The sequence below is a fragment of the Streptococcus pluranimalium genome (assembly GCF_047785745.1).
GTDB classification, from domain to species: Bacteria; Bacillota; Bacilli; order Lactobacillales; family Streptococcaceae; genus Streptococcus; species Streptococcus pluranimalium_B.
Map to the genome: position 1 here is coordinate 1 of NZ_JBLOJT010000034.1, position 15429 is coordinate 15429.

Sequence of the window (15429 nt, forward strand, 5' to 3'; positions counted from 1 at the left end):
CACTTATCTAACCGATTTTTTCAAGACATTGTCATTTTCGATTGACACCATAAACTAAGGATTTTTCATACTTGCTTGAATTATGATAAAATAAGTGCATGGAAAAAAGAATGTATAATGCAGGAATTGATTTTTTAAGAATTTTTGCCATGTTTATGATTGTTGTCACCCATGTGTTAGGTAAAGGTGGAGTCCGTGACTCCGTTGCTGGGACAGTTGACGTTCATTTTTTACAGACTTGGATCATTCAAGCCAGTGTTTATGTTGCGGTTAACTGTTATGCCCTGATTAGTGGTTACGTCGGCTTTCGTTCCAACTTCAAATATTCTAAAGTAGCAAATCTATGGCTCCAAGTAGCCTTTTATTCAATTGGGATAACCTTATTTTTCCTAATTTTGGGTAAGGATATTGGTGCTAATGACTGGTTGGCAGCCTTTTTCCCGGTCATTACGGGTCAATATTGGTACGTTACCGCTTATTTTGGATTGATGTTGACCATGCCCTTCTTCAATATTGCCCTACCGAGGATGGAGTTGTCTGATCTTGCCAAGATGATTGTTACTGGTTTTATCGTCTTCTCATTGCTACCAGTATTACTGGATACCAGCGTTTCGGAGTTTTCATTATCCAAAGGATTTAGTATGACTTGGTTGATTCTCTTGTATATTGCTGGCGCATTTTTGGCTCGTATCGATTTGAAAAGGTATAATAAGCCTTTCATTTTAATTGGTATCTATGTCTTATCAATCGTAGCAACCCTTATTTTGAAGTACACTGTTAGTGAGAAGTGGTATTGGTACACCTCGCCAACCATTAGTCTAGGGGCTTTGGCTCTATTTATCTTATTTGTTAATTTAAGGATTGCACCAGCTGGAAGATTGGTAAACTTCATTAAGTTCTTTGCACCTGCAACTTTTGGCGTGTACCTTGTTCACTTACATCCCTTGGTGGTCAAATTCGCCATGCGAGACTTTGCGGAAAATTTTGTGAATCAATCCCCATTTGTTTTCCCATTTACTATTCTAGGTGTTAGTCTCTTAATTTTCTTTGGATCAATTTTAATTGAAAAAGTGAGAATTTGGCTTTTTAAAACCCTTCAAGTCTCACATTTGATAACAAAAATTGATGATTGGCTGACTTTTAAAAATAAGGTCAAAAACATATAAGCCTATTAAAAACCCAAGTTTCATAATGAACTGCTCCCTGTCAAGTAGACAATGAAATAATAAAAGATTACGCAAAGGCCTTGTTCCTCATCTCAAGAGGGGCAAGGCCGTTGTGCTTCCCTTGAAATCGTTCGTTATTGTAAAAATAGATATAAGCATCAATATCAGCGACTAACTCCTCAAACGTCTTATAACTATTCAAGTCATAGCACTCCGTTTTAAAGTGACCAAAGAAACTCTCAATTGGGGCATTTGTCAATGCACTTGCCAATTCGTGACATAGAGCGCGTCATCTGATATTGTGTCGTTATCATCCGATATTCTCGTGAGGTGTGTTGGGAGCCTCGGTCACTATGGATAAGTGGCGAGGCATCTGGATTGGCTTTGATAGCCTTTCTTAGGTTCTCCATAACAAGTGGATTATCATTGTTCTTACTGATATGGTAAGCCACGATAGAGCCGTCATAAAGGTCTTTAATAGCACTCAGATAAGCCTTACAACCTAATCCATATTACAAGAAAGTCACATCTGTACACCATTTCTCATTAGGGGCTTGAGCACTAAGGTCACGATTGAGGATATTGTCCTCAATATTCTTGAAACTGGTCTTAGTGCAATAGCCACGAGAACGACGGATAATGGATGAGATACCAATGATATGCATTAGTCGACGAATACGTTTCTTGTTGTAAGTCGACCCAAGCTGTCGATTAACCTAACGTGTCATCCGACGGTACCCTAAACTTCCCTTGTGTTTGGCATGAAGTTTCTTGATGGTCTCTAATAGTGTTTGATTCGTCTTTTCAGATGCGATCTCCTTGTGATTGAGCCACTTGTAATAACCTGATCTTGAAACACCAAGTCATTGACATAACTGGCTAATAGGAGACCTCACGATGCTGGACAAAATAATGTTTCAAAAGAGCATAAAAGCCTTCACGAGTGGTTTTATGGCCAACTTTTTCTTGGTAAGCTTCAAAGAGCTCTTTTACGGTAACGTGTTTCCCAGCCAATGACTCTTCAAATTGTTCCTGGAGGAATGTTTTTTCCTCTTCTAAAGTCATGTAGAACCGTCTGCGTCCACCTCTGTTTTCAGCTAGAATAGCAGGTATACCGCCATTCTGATAGCGAGTAAGAAGATTTCTAATCGTTTGATGAACAAGTCCTACTTCTTTACCGATAGCTGTCAAACTCATCCCCTGGGAACGGAGGAGAAGAGCGTGACGTTTACGATAATGAGCATTGTTTTTCTTATCTTTAAGGGCAAGTTGCAATTCTTGGATTTGAGATTCACTAAATTCTTTTGTCATATTCTTATTATATCGCCATTTTTGATTTTTGTTAAGTATCAATACAATCTCTAACTTTTCTTCAACTGATTTTAGACTTCTTTTTGACATACTAAAACTCCCTTTATAGTTTCAAGTGAATTTTTGTTTTTTCACTGTCTACTATAATGGGAGTATATCATAAAGGAGACTTGGGTTTTGTTAGTCTTAGCGACGGTTTAATTTTTGACCGATAATTTGCAGCAAGGTTGGTAGTTTGACAACCTTATTATCACCGACTTTATCTCTAGCGATTTTTAGAATTTTTCCAGAATCTTTTGATGAAAAGAGAAATTTCCCAGAATCTGTAAAGACTTCAAAATGTCGACTGACTTTTTTTCCACTGACATTTGCACCAATCTGATCAATGCTAGTCCAAGGGATTTGAATATAGTCTTCAACATTACGATCGCTATAGTATTCTAAAGCGGCATCACCAATCAAAAATTTTCCAACCTTTCCTCCCATACCCAGGTAGGATACACCTGTTGTTTGTAGTAACACTTCTTTATTTAAGGATTGTGCCATGCTTACCTCAGTTCTAAAAATTTATTTACCACCTATTTTATCATAAGTAAAAGAGTTTCCAAGAGGAAACCCTTTTTTATTTACATGATACCTGCCAGACGAGCAAGGACACCTAATACGAAGAGACCAACGATCATTGTAATTGGTGATACTTTTTTCTTAAGTAACCACATACAAACGAAGGTTAAGATAAGTCCCATTAGTCCCGGGATTAAGGAATCCAGTTGTCCTTGAAGCGTATTAGCTCGTTCAGCTGTCAAGCTTAAACCGCCTAAGGCGTCACCTAAAATACCTTGTAATTCAGCCCCTGTTACATTGCCTTCAGGGAATTGGATGTATGCTCCTTCAGCCAACTGAGTTGATGGTAGGTCAACTGTAAAGTTGATAGAAACCCAGCGTTGTACAAGGACAGCAAGGATAAACATACCAAGGATTGAAGCTCCTTTAGTGATATCTTGGAGGATACCACCAGACATGTCTTTTGTGATTTCTTTACCTGATTTGTAACCAAATTCTTGAGTGTACCATAGGAAGCTCATACGAATAGCATTCCATGCAACGAAGAAGATGATTGGCCCCATGATGTTTCCTGCTTGTGCCAGTGAAGCACCAAGCGCACCAAGGATAGGACGTACTGTAAACCAGAAGACTGGGTCACCGATACCAGCAAGAGGTCCCATCATACCGATTTTAACACCTTGGATAGCTGTGTCATCGATATCAGTACCATTTGCTTTCTCTTCTTCAAGAGCAAGTGTTACACCAAGAATCGGAGCAGCTACATATGGGTGAGTATTGAAGAATTCCATGTGGCGTTCAAGAGCAGCAGCACGGTCTTCTTTAGTAGTATATAGTTTTTTGATTGCCGGAACGAGTGAGTAAGCCCAACCTAGGTTTTGCATACGCTCGTAGTTCCAAGATCCTTGAAGGAATTGTGAACGGAACCATACTTTTTGGCGATCTGATTTTGATAATTTGATTTGAGTTTCAGTCATTGTAGGCACTCCCTTCTTAGTAATCTTCTAGGATATCGCCGATTGGGTCCATTGAACTTGACCCGCCACCGTTACCTGAACCACCTTGTTTTGAGAGGTTAAGATAGATGAAGGCAATAGCTACACCGATAACACCCATGGCAATAAGTGTAAGCTTAGAGATAGCAGCAAAAGCAAAACCAAGGGCAAAGAATGGCCATACTTCACGGGTTGCCATCATGTTGATAACCATGGCGTAACCAACGGCAACAACCATAGCACCACCGACTTGCATACCACCACTTAGCCATTCAGGCATTAATTCCAAGACGCTACGAACAGATGATGCAGGAACAGCAAGCAAGAGTGCAGCAGGAACCGCAATTCGGAGACCTTGAAGAAGAAGTGCGATAAAGTGAGTACGCTCAAGAGCAGAGATATTTCCCTCAGAAGCAGCTTTATCAGCAGCATGAACCAAACCAACTGAGACGGTACGAACAATCATCGTAAGGAAAAGTCCAGCAACGGCAAGAGGGATTGCAGTAGAGTAGGCAAAAGTGATTCCTTTTGGAGTGAAGTCGCCACCTTTAACCATAATAATAGCAGCTGCTACAGATGCAAGCGCAGCATCTGGGGCAACAGCGGCCCCGATATTAGCCCAACCAAGAGCGAGCATTTGAAGGGTACCACCAAGGGCAATACCAGCTGTCAAGTTTCCTGTAACAAGACCAATCAAGGTACATGCGACAAGTGGTTGGTGGAATTGGAATTGGTCGAGGATACCTTCAAGACCTGCAAAGAAGGCTACAACAACGACCAAAATAGCAGAAATAATAGAAATATCTGACATTTTGAAATCCTTTCGAAAAATAAGAATACCGAAGTAAAGTTTACCTTGTTTCGGTTAGGTTATTATTGAACATTTGCCTTCTTGATCAAATCAAAGAGGTTTTTACGTGAATCGTTTGGTACTTTACGAACGTCAAATTCAACGCCCAAGTCACGTAGTTTTTCAAATGTTTCAACGTCATCTTTATCCATAGACAAAACGTTATTAACCATTGTTTTACCAGTAGAGTGTGCCATAGAACCGACATTGAGTTCCTTGATTGGCACGCCACCTTCAATAGCACGTAAAGCTTCTTGAGGTGTTTCAAAAAGAATAAGTGCGTGTGTGTTACCAAAGCGTGGATCTTTAGAAGCTTCGATAAGTTTATCAATTGGCACAACGTTTGCTTTAACACCACCCGGTGCAGCTTGTTTAATCAGTTGTTTGCGCAATTCGTCCTTGGCAACTGTATCTGATGCAACAATGATACGGTTGGCCTTAGAAGCAGGTGTCCAGTTTGTCGCAACTTGTCCGTGTAGAAGACGAGTATCCACACGCGCAAGATTAATTTTAAGTTGTCCGTCACCGATGACAGTTCCTGGAGGGATAGCTCCCTGAAGGGCAGTAACAACTTTTTCAGTTGGAGAAGCTTCCTCAAGTGGATTGAGCTCTTCAGGAAGAGCTTTAATACCGTCTTTAGCTTCTTTGATAATATTTGCAGCAACTTGATCAACCCCTGCAGTCGCATCCATCATGCGTTCTGTGTAGGCTTGGATCAACATTGGCAAATTAAGACCAGTGATGATGGCGAACTTGCGATCTGGGTTTTCACCCATGATACGACTTGCTTGGTTAAATGGAGATCCGCTCCATAAATCAGCAAGGACAAGAATTTCATCATCAGCATCAAATTGAGCGATAGCATTGTTGAAGTGTGCATACAAATCATCAGGTCCTTCGCTTGGCATGAAAGTCACTACTTGAACTTTCTCTTGATCGCCAAAAATCATAGAACCAGATTGATGAATGCCTTCAGCAAATTTACCATGGCTGGCAATAATAATACCGATACCCATTCGTGTTCTTCCTCCTATAAGTTATTTTTCTTAGGATAAAAAAGAATCTCTCCAGATATGGCCAACAGGCACTCTTTTTTATCCCAAAAATTAAGAACAACTCATTTTAAAACGTTTTCAGTTAAAATGCAAGCATTTTTGAGAAAAAAATGCAAAATACTTCGATATTTTCCAATAACTGTCAATTGATATGCTTGAAAATGCAAATAAAAAAGAACAGACACGTAAAATCTGCTCTTTTTTGAAAGTTTCAATGAAATTGTCGCACAAAAATAACAAATGATTGAAAGTTACAGAAAAAGTTTTTCCAGTTGTCTAGCAACCCCGTCTTCTTCATTAGTATAGTCAAGTTTTTCGTCGGCAAAGGGCAGAAGAACCTGACTGGCATTTTTCATGGCATAGCCTGATTTAGCCAAATGAAGCATCTCAGTATCATTATGTTCGTCGCCAAAAGCAATTAAGTCATCGGGAGTTTTATTGTATATCGTTAACAGATAAGATAGGGCAAAAGCCTTATTAATACCTTTAGGTGATACTTCAAGGATATTTAAGGGACCACCCCAAGAATCAATCTCGATTTCGTTTTTAAAATGTTCCCTCATCCTGTTGGCAAGGCTTATTTTATCAGCAGCACGAGATTGCATGAGCAGTGCATTAGGATTTCGGGTGATTTTAGTTGGTTCCAAACGCATTCTTTCGGTAATTTTGTCAACACCAAACAAGGCAGGTGTTATACGTTCGGGATAATCCAAAGTAACATAGAAGTTTTTGCGATATTCACTGGCAATAAAATCCATTTCAAAAAAGTCACTGAACTTAAGCATATCGAAAAGATAAGTTTTATCTAACGTTACCGACTGCTCGTATTCCCATTTTTTACCGGGTAAGTGTGTCAAAGAGCCATTAAAGGTAATCATTGGCGTATCAAGTTCTAGACGGTTATAGTGTTCAACAGCCATACGGTAAGGTCTTCCTGTAGCAATAACAACGTGATGGCCTTGCTCGCGAACCTTTTTAATCGTATTGACCGTATAATCTGAGATGGTGTTGTCACTATGAAGTAAGGTTCCATCTAAATCTATAGCAATTATTTTTGTAGTCATAGAGCTATTATAACAAAAAATAATCGCAAGGGATATTTTAACTAGTCTTGTGTTACAATTGAGAAAATATGAAAAAAGGAGACTGCGATGAAACGCCAATTTATAGTAATACATGCCTTCTTTGCGATAATTTCCTTCGCTTTTTGGTATTACACCCCTTCTGGATTTGGGCTTATTTGGAATATCTTTTTGGCTATAGTAGCCTTTGATTTTAGCTATTTGGCTTGCTCTATAAAGAACAGATGGTTAAAGCCTTTCTTCATGCTAGGATGGCTTGTCTTCTACCCCAATACTTTCTATATGCTAACAGATCTCGTTCATATGTCTTTTGTAACGGACATTTTAAATGATCGCTTGAGCTTTATGTATTACATCATTTACATGTCTAGCATTTTATTAGCTTTAATTTTGGGGGTATTAAGTGTTCGTTATACACTCTTGATACTTAGGGTGAGGCACTGGTTTTGGTTTTATCTCTATATAATAGGTTTGTCATTTATATCTAGTCTAGCCATTCATCTCGGTCGCTTTGCACGCTTAAATTCTTGGGATGTTATTACCAATCCGTCTCTTGTTTATAGGGAATTGTTACAAATCTTTTCATATTCAGAAGTTCATTTTGTTTTAGGTTTTATGTTTATACAAATCATGTGTTTGTTACTTTTAATCGAAAAAATGAATGATTTCGTCAAATAAAAGCGTAAAAATCTATTGAAATACGAATGTTATTTTGTTAAAATCTATATATCGTTCAATAAAAGGGGTTCTATTTTAGAAATGGAAAAGTTATTTAAGTTAAAAGAACATGGAACGGACATTCGCACAGAAGTAGTTGCCGGATTGACGACTTTCTTCGCCATGAGCTATATCTTATTTGTTAATCCAGCCATGTTAAGTCAGACGGGGATGCCAGCACAAGGTGTTTTCCTAGCGACCATCATCGGAGCAGTGGCAGGGACCCTGATGATGGCCTTTTATGCTAATCTACCTTACGCTCAAGCACCTGGTATGGGCTTGAATGCCTTCTTTACCTATACGGTAGTCTTTGGTCTAGGCTTTACTTGGCAAGAAGCATTGGCTATGGTCTTTCTTTGTGGTGTGATTTCAGCAGTGATTACATTGACAAAGGTTCGTAAGATGATTATCGAGTCAATTCCAGCATCGCTAAAGTCTGCTATCTCAGCAGGGATTGGTATTTTCCTAGCGTATGTAGGGATAAAAAATGCTGGATTATTACAATTTACTGTTGATCCTGGTACCTATACTGTTGTTGGGGAAGGGGTTCAAAAAGCTGAAGCGACAATCGTTTCGAATTCTTCTGCAGTTCCAGCTCTAGTTGAATTCACGAGTCCATCGGTTTTAGTTGCTATTATTGGTTTAGTGATCACGACTTTCTTTGTGATTAAAAATATTAAGGGTGGGGTCATTATATCAATTGCCCTAACAACTATTATTGCTATGCTATTTGGGGTTGTTAGTTTAGGAAGTATAGATTTTTCAGCCAATAATATCATCACTGCAGTGAAAGATTTAGGCGATGTTTTCGGAGTAGCTTTAGGGCGCCAGGGCTTGGGTTCTTTATTTAGTGATGTAGCTCGTATTCCTGAAGTATTGATGGCTATCTTAGCTTTCTCTTTGACAGATATTTTTGATACCATTGGAACTCTTATTGGAACTGGTCAGAAGGTAGGCATCGTAGCCAAAACAGGAGAGAATAGCGAATCACAACAGTTAGATAAAGGACTCTTTTCTGATTTAGTCGGAACGACAATTGGTGCTATCGCTGGAACATCGAATGTGACAACCTATGTTGAATCAGCTGCAGGTATTGGAGCTGGAGGCCGTACAGGTTTAACGGCACTTGTTGTTGCAGGGATGTTTGCCATTTCAAGTTTCTTTAGCCCGCTTTTAGTTATCGTGCCAAACGCTGCTACTGCACCGGTGCTTATCATTGTCGGGATTATGATGTTAAGTAGCCTTAAAAACATCAAGTGGGATGATTTAAGTGAGGCTGTGCCAGCTTTCTTTACCTCTATTTTTATGGGATTCGCCTATAGTATTACCCACGGTATTGCTGTTGGTTTTATTTTCTATACTATTTCAAAAGTGATTAAAGGTCAGATTAAAGAGATTCATCCCCTCGTTTGGATTTTGGATGTGCTATTTATTTTAAATTTTATTAGTCTAGCTATTTTGTAACGCCTATACTAGTTGTTAATCTCAAGTCATCGTTTTTGATGTAACAGCGTGTCTGTAAGGCGTTCTATAGAGTGAGATTTGACCTTTTATCCTTCTTGGTTAGAAATGGCAGGATAAGTCGTTTACTTGCCTTTTTGATAATTTGAAAAAAGTTGGAAAGGTTAGATAAGCTTTATTACTGAGTTTAACTAGCATATCGTCAGACTAAGGATGCCTGTTGTGATAAAGACATAAAAACGAATGAGAGCAAGATAAGATGTTAACATTACCGTGCTTTGTTCGTTTTTTGGGCTCTTCGTCAACTGTAGTGGGTGACTTATCATTAACATCTAGAGAGAATCGTTCCGGTTCTCTCTATTTGTCTCTTTACGGTTTTCGAGAGACAACCTAAAAGGGTCACTCCCCTGACCCTTTTAATATTCAAAGCGATGAGTATTTTGGTTTTAAAGTTTTTGAACTTCCGGAATCCAAAAGCTTGTCGTTTGATATCTTTGATGAGTTTGTTGGTTGCCTCAAGCTTCGCGTTAGAATAGGGAAGTTCCAAGGCGTTGATGATATGGTCTTTGTATTTCAAAAAGGTTTTGAAGACTGTTCTTTATTCACAGTTTCCAGATGCTCCTCGATTAAGTCAAAAAAGTGATTAGCTTGTCTCTCTTGAAAGTGAAAAAGCAATAGTTGATATAGCTCATAGTAATAGCGCAGTTCTTCAGAGAAGGGTAAAATCTTCTGAACAATCTCCCGAGGGGTTAAGGTTTGTCTAAAGGTTCTTGAATAGAATGTCTCCAGAGATAGTTTGCGACTATCTTTTTGTAAGATTCGCCAGTGATTCTTCATCGCACGGTAAGTAAGTGATTGCGTTTCAAAGCTCTTCATGATGGCAATTCTCGTAGCCATCATAGCCCTGCTTAGGTGTTGGATGATGTGGAAGCGATCAAGGACAATACGAGCGTTTGGGAGTGAAATAGTTCAGTGGACTATTTCAGCCTGAGCCTAAAAACAAGATAGCGAAGGTTTTGATGATGGGTATATAACTCTCAGACATGTCAACAGTGACGATTTATCTGGTTTCAAAATCTTGGGCGATAAAGGCTAATTGTCCTTTGTTTCTCGACAATTCATCCCAAGACAAAATGGTAGGTAGCTTATCAAAGGTCTCCATGATTTGGAAGTTTTCGAGTTGTCTTTGGACAGTCGCTACTGAGACATGACATTGCCTAGCGATAGCGGCATTGCTTAAGGTATCTGTTAGAAGCTGAGTGATTTTAGCCCAGACTGGTTGCGAGATTTGGCAGTTTCTTTTCACTAATGAGGTTTGAGAGACGACAACCTTGCGACAGCTTTTGCATTGAAAACGGCGCTTCTTGAGTTTTAAGACGGTTGGCATGCCTTGAACATCCAAAATCGGGATGGTTGATGGTTTTTGGAAGTCGTATTTGATCATCTTCCCTCGACAAAACAGACAATCAGGCGCTTGATAATCAAGTTTAGCTCGTATGTCAATATGAGTTTGATGTTTCAAAACAAAAGAAATAGTGATATTGTTATCTTTCAATCCAATTAAATCTGTGGTATTCTTAAATAGTTCCATATGACACTTTCTAATGATGGTTTAGTCGCTTTTCATTATAAGTCATGTGGGACTTTTTGCATACAGTCAAAAAGCCCTATAACATCCGTAGAGGATTTTACCCACTACAGTCTTATAGAGCCTTTTTTGGTACTCCTAAAGGAGATATTTGCCCTATGATTTTTCTTATTTTGAATGACGATTGCTTCATGACAAAGGTTAAGTGCTGTGATATAATTAATTTTATGTATAAGGTAACTAACGAAGCAGAGCTCATTGCCCTGGGAGAAAAAGTAGGAAGGCTGCTTGAATCGAGTGATATTCTGATTTTGACGGGTGATCTGGGTACTGGGAAAACGACTTTTACCAAAGGACTTGCCAAGGGACTTGATGTTGAACAAATGATCAAAAGTCCTACCTACACTATTGTTCGTGAGTATGAAGGTAGACTTCCTTTATATCATCTAGATGTCTATCGCATTGGTGATGATCCTGATTCTATAGACTTAGATACTTTTTTATTTGGTGATGGTGTTACTGTCATTGAATGGGGAGAAATGGTTGAGAATCACCTTCCAGGCGGTTATCTCAAAGTTGAATTATCTCTTGATGGACAAGGTCGTCAATTGAAGATGACTGGAAATGGTACTGGGTACGAAAAATTATTAAATGAGTTAAAGTAATCATGGCTGAGAAGGAATTAATTATCGAAGAAGCGCAAGTTTCAGATGCTCTAGCTATCAAGGTGTTTTTAGAAGAAGTTAGTCAAGAAACTTCCTTTATCGTCAATGATAGTCTAGATATTACGATAGAGGATTTACAAGAGGCCTTGTATGTCAGCCTGAACAGTTTAAACCGCATCTGTTTGTTGGCTAAGATAGAGGATACTATTATAGGAATGGTTAATGTCACTAGCAGTGATGCAGTCAATGTCAATCATGTTGGTGACCTTTTTATTGCTGTTAAGCAAGCTTATACTGGTCATGGTATTGGGCATTATATGATGGACTTGATTTGTGACTGGGCAGAGCAAAGTCCTATGATTAGACGCTTAGAGTTAATGGTTCAAAGCCGCAATAAAAAAGCTATAAAACTATATCAAGATTTTGGTTTTGTTATTGAAGGCAAAAAGCAACAGGCGTTTAAGCTAAATGAAGGGACGTATTTAGATCTTTTTATGATGAGTAAATTGGTGGGTAAAGGGAATTAATGAAACTAGGCAAAAAAATCTTATTGATGATTTTGTTGATCATCACAACAACTTTTGTAGCTGCTGGAGTTTATCTTGGATCGGCGTATATTTTTTCGACGGATGCTTTATCGAAAACCTTTAAGGGCTTTGAAGGAGAAAAAGTTAGCGAGGCCATTGATAAAACAGAGCCATTTTCAATCCTACTAATGGGAGTTGATACGGGAACAACTGAGCGTTCCTCGACTTGGGAGGGTAATAGTGATTCGATGATACTAGTGACAGTTAATCCCGAAACCCAAAAAACAACGATGACGAGCTTAGAGCGGGATATTTTAGTCAAATTGAAGGGACCATCATCTAATGACCAAAATGGTGAGGAAGCTAAGCTCAATGCTGCTTATGCGGCAGGTGGTGCTAAGATGGCTAAGATGACTGTTGAGGAGATGCTTGATATTGATATTGACTATTACATGCAAATCAATATGCAAGGCTTGATGGATTTGGTTGATGCTGTTAATGGTATTACGGTTACCAATAACTTTGATTTTCCAATCTCCATTTCTCAAACAGAGCCAGACTATAAAGCGACTGTAGCACCTGGTACGCACCGTATAAATGGTGAGCAAGCCTTGGTATACTCACGCATGCGTTACGATGATCCAGAAGGTGACTATGGTCGTCAAAAGCGTCAACGTGAGGTTATTCAAAAAGTGATGCAAAAAGTTTTAAAGCTAGGGAACAGTGTTGCTTCTTATAAGAAAATTTTAAATGCTGTTGCAGGTAACATGCAAACAGATATTAAAATCAATTCCTCAACTATTCCTAGTTTATTCCAGTATGCAGATACGGTGCAGTATATTAAGGAATACCAATTAAAAGGCGAAGATGCAGACATTAATGGCGGATCTTATCAGATTCCTACAGCCACGGCACTCTTAAAGATTCAAAATACAATTAAAAAGCAACTAGGTAAAACAGTTAATAGTTTACAGCAGTTGAAGACGAATGTGATTACCTACGAAGAACTCTATGGGCTTGATGTTCCCTTAGATGACTCTTCTGAAGAGGAGTCTGTTGTCACAGAAGATAGTACTGGATCGGTGAATCATCAATATGGAGATGAGATAATTCAAGGTTTTCAAGAAACATATCCAGTGAACGATGGTACGCAAGTATTTTATAACGATCAAGTACCGGTAGACCAAGGATACTACGGCGAGCCGGGTCAACCAGCTTATTAAGAAGAAAAGTGATAAGCTTATGATTCGCCTAGAAAAGTCATCTTTTGATGGCTTTTTTGTTGGCAAGAATTTTTTAAGGAATTTATTAATATAATGTTAAACATACCTCCCTGAGTCTTATTTTGTGCTATAATTGACCTACTAATATTTGGGGAGGTTGGTTATGCAAGAGCGGTTACGTGGATTGCTTTGGCTTTTTATAATGATGATTTGGTATTGGTTTTATCTACCACCTTTATCTATATTCAGCCAAGCTTTTTGGATATTTTTAGTCTTTGGGTTGTGGCTAGCACTAGCACTGGTCTATTTGCCGAAAGTCGTTAAACTTGACTGGATAAAAGCTTCAGGAGTGGGGCTTAAGAAGTCACGAAATGGATTGCGTTTTGCTGCAACGCCAATGCCTAAATTTCCTAAACTTGTGAAGTGGCTATTAGTGGGAACATTTGGTGTGTTTGCACTGATTTTTCTATTGAATGTCAGCCAGTCGCGCCTTTTTAGAGCGAAAAGTTATGCTAACGTCATCTCTGTTAAAAATGCTTCATTTGATAAAGATTTTCCTGAAACAGATTTATCAACGTTAGCTCTGTTGGATCGCAAGTCTGCTAAGAAAATCGGGGATACCTATTTGGGGACGATTGATAAGGTCTCACAATTTGGCATTTCAGATGCTTACCGTCAGATTACCATTGGCAATCAGCCTTTTCGTGTTTCTCCTTTGGAGTACAAGAGTTTTTGGAAGTGGCTATCCAATCGTAAAGAAGGCATTGACTACTATGTTAAGGTTAATCAGACGACTGGTAAGGCTCAGTTAGTCCGTTTGGATGAAGGGATGCATTACTCAGACTCTGAATTTCTTTTGAGGGATACCAAGCGCCATTTGCGTTTACAGTTTCCAACTAAAATTTTTGGAGACCCATCTTTTGAAGTTGATGATGAAGGACACCCTTATTATGTAGCGACGACTTTTAGACCTCGATTTGGTTTGATGTCCAAGGATCCTAACGGTGCTGTTCTTATGGATGCCGTGACTGGAAAGAGCCGATTTTATGAATTGAAAGATATTCCAAAATGGGTGGACAGGGTTTATTCAGCTGAAAATGTTATGATGCGAGTTGACGACCATTATACTTATCAGGATGGTTTCTTGAATACCTTGTTTAGTCAGACAGGTGTTAAGGAAACGACGGATTTGTACAATTACATTGCTATTGATGGCGATATTTACCTTTATACTGGGATTACCTCTGTGACAGCCGACTCGTCAAACTTAGGCTTTATTTTAGTTAATATGCGCACGCGTCAAGTTACCAATTATAAATTGGCTTCGGCAACGGAGGAAGCTGCTCAAGCCTCAGCCGAAGGTGAAGTACAAGAGAAAAAATATCAGGCAACTGCACCAACCTTGGTTAAACTTGATGGTAAAGCTTACTATTTGGTATCGCTAAAGGATGATGCTGGTTTGGTAAAATCATACGCTCTGGTAGATACTGAAGACTACCAACAAGTCACGGTTAATAATGATATGGTGGCCCTCTTATCTCAATACACGGATGTGGATACCGACCAACTATCGCAATTGGGCAGTAGTAAGAAAGTCACCATTATTTCGGGCCAAGTAGATGCCATAGCTAGCCAGATTATCTCAGGAACAACTGTTTATTATGTGTCCTCAAATGATAACATTTACAAAATAAAAGCATCTAGCAAAACTCTGGACGACTTGCCGTTCTTAGCGGTTGGGGATCATTTTAAAGGTGAACTTGGCAAAGATAATTATCTTAATCGTATTGAAATCAATCCTAGTGAAATAGAAGAGAAGGAGGAATAACTTATCATGCCATATCGTTACTATTTCTTATTGATCAGTAGCTTGATAGTGGTTCCATTTTTGACAGGACATTTTGTCTGGTAGACAATACCTTATATTGCTCTTATTGGCGCATCTTCCAATCTTCTGTATTTGCTAAGACTTAAAAAGAATCTTTCTTTTCATCAGACTTTGTGGAAAGAACGTCAGGTTGGAACTAGGATTTCGTTTAACCCTGAATCTAATTTGGGCTATTATTTACTTTTTATTATTTATATGATTGCCATTGTAATTGCCTTTGGCATTTACTTAATCCTAATTTTTCCTGGTCTAGAAGATTTCTTCCATCGTCTAACAGGCTGGTATTAACGATTAACTCCTATGGATATGTTTTCCGTGGGAGTTTTTCACGCCAATT

At 38.8% G+C, this 15429-nt stretch carries 12 protein-coding genes and 3 pseudogenes; 7 read left to right on the forward strand and 8 right to left on the reverse strand.

Features of this window, described 5'->3' with window-relative positions; translation table 11 throughout:
- The first annotated feature begins 110 nt into the window (after positions 1-110).
- Positions 111-1166 carry an acyltransferase gene (locus tag ACMZ6U_RS05305; protein ID WP_416106890.1) on the forward strand — a complete coding sequence of 352 codons (1056 nt, stop codon included), beginning with the start codon at positions 111-113 and terminating at the stop codon, positions 1164-1166.
- Between the two features lie 67 nt (positions 1167-1233).
- Here the strand turns inward: ACMZ6U_RS05305 and ACMZ6U_RS05310 are convergent.
- From ACMZ6U_RS05310 to ACMZ6U_RS05340, 7 genes and pseudogenes are all read right to left on the reverse strand, one after another.
- Positions 1234-2063 (reverse strand): annotated as a pseudogene (locus tag ACMZ6U_RS05310) (IS3 family transposase); the annotation flags it as partial.
- A 12-nt stretch (positions 2064-2075) separates the two neighbouring features.
- A pseudogene (locus ACMZ6U_RS05315) lies at positions 2076-2477 on the reverse strand (helix-turn-helix domain-containing protein); the annotation flags it as partial.
- A 186-nt stretch (positions 2478-2663) separates the two neighbouring features.
- Entirely contained in the window at positions 2664-3023 is a 360-nt protein-coding gene (locus tag ACMZ6U_RS05320; protein ID WP_416106892.1) for a DUF956 family protein, read from the reverse strand.
- Positions 3024-3103: 80 nt separating this feature from the next.
- The gene (locus tag ACMZ6U_RS05325; RefSeq protein WP_416106894.1) at positions 3104-4018 is read right to left on the reverse strand and encodes a PTS system mannose/fructose/sorbose family transporter subunit IID; all 915 of its coding nucleotides are present in this window, start codon (positions 4016-4018) and stop codon (positions 3104-3106) included.
- A gap of 16 nt (positions 4019-4034) precedes the next feature.
- On the reverse strand, positions 4035-4847 hold the full coding sequence (locus ACMZ6U_RS05330; RefSeq protein ID WP_416106895.1) for a PTS mannose/fructose/sorbose transporter subunit IIC: 813 nt from the start codon (positions 4845-4847) through the stop codon (positions 4035-4037).
- A 62-nt stretch (positions 4848-4909) separates the two neighbouring features.
- Positions 4910-5902, reverse strand: coding sequence for a PTS sugar transporter subunit IIB (locus ACMZ6U_RS05335; RefSeq protein ID WP_104967344.1), 993 nt, complete (start codon positions 5900-5902; stop codon positions 4910-4912).
- Positions 5903-6192: 290 nt separating this feature from the next.
- Entirely contained in the window at positions 6193-7005 is an 813-nt protein-coding gene (locus ACMZ6U_RS05340) for a Cof-type HAD-IIB family hydrolase (RefSeq protein ID WP_416106897.1), read from the reverse strand.
- Positions 7006-7092: 87 nt separating this feature from the next.
- Between ACMZ6U_RS05340 and ACMZ6U_RS05345 the strand changes: the two genes are divergently transcribed.
- Both ACMZ6U_RS05345 and ACMZ6U_RS05350 read left to right on the forward strand, forming a co-directional pair.
- Positions 7093-7701 (forward strand): DUF1361 domain-containing protein, encoded by a 609-nt coding sequence (locus tag ACMZ6U_RS05345; RefSeq protein WP_416106899.1) that lies wholly within the window; start codon positions 7093-7095, stop codon positions 7699-7701.
- Positions 7702-7782: 81 nt separating this feature from the next.
- The gene (locus tag ACMZ6U_RS05350) at positions 7783-9204 is read left to right on the forward strand and encodes an NCS2 family permease (RefSeq protein ID WP_416106901.1); all 1422 of its coding nucleotides are present in this window, start codon (positions 7783-7785) and stop codon (positions 9202-9204) included.
- 322 nt (positions 9205-9526) lie between these two features.
- On the opposite strand, the pseudogene ACMZ6U_RS05355 reads toward ACMZ6U_RS05350, so the two are convergent.
- Positions 9527-10792: pseudogene (locus ACMZ6U_RS05355) on the reverse strand (transposase).
- A gap of 224 nt (positions 10793-11016) precedes the next feature.
- Between ACMZ6U_RS05355 and tsaE the strand changes: the two are divergent.
- From tsaE to ACMZ6U_RS05375, 4 genes are all read left to right on the forward strand, one after another.
- On the forward strand, positions 11017-11454 hold the full coding sequence (gene tsaE / locus ACMZ6U_RS05360; protein WP_416106909.1) for a tRNA (adenosine(37)-N6)-threonylcarbamoyltransferase complex ATPase subunit type 1 TsaE: 438 nt from the start codon (positions 11017-11019) through the stop codon (positions 11452-11454).
- A gap of 2 nt (positions 11455-11456) precedes the next feature.
- The gene (locus tag ACMZ6U_RS05365; RefSeq protein ID WP_416106903.1) at positions 11457-11981 is read left to right on the forward strand and encodes a GNAT family N-acetyltransferase; all 525 of its coding nucleotides are present in this window, start codon (positions 11457-11459) and stop codon (positions 11979-11981) included.
- Complete coding sequence (gene brpA / locus ACMZ6U_RS05370; RefSeq protein ID WP_416106905.1) at positions 11981-13204, forward strand: biofilm formation/cell division transcriptional regulator BrpA; 1224 nt, start codon at positions 11981-11983, stop codon at positions 13202-13204. Before ACMZ6U_RS05365 ends, brpA begins: the two co-directional genes overlap by 1 nt.
- A 163-nt stretch (positions 13205-13367) precedes the next feature.
- Positions 13368-15032, forward strand: a complete 1665-nt coding sequence (locus ACMZ6U_RS05375; protein WP_416106907.1) for a hypothetical protein — start codon at positions 13368-13370, stop codon at positions 15030-15032.
- The last annotated feature ends 397 nt before the right edge of the window (positions 15033-15429 follow it).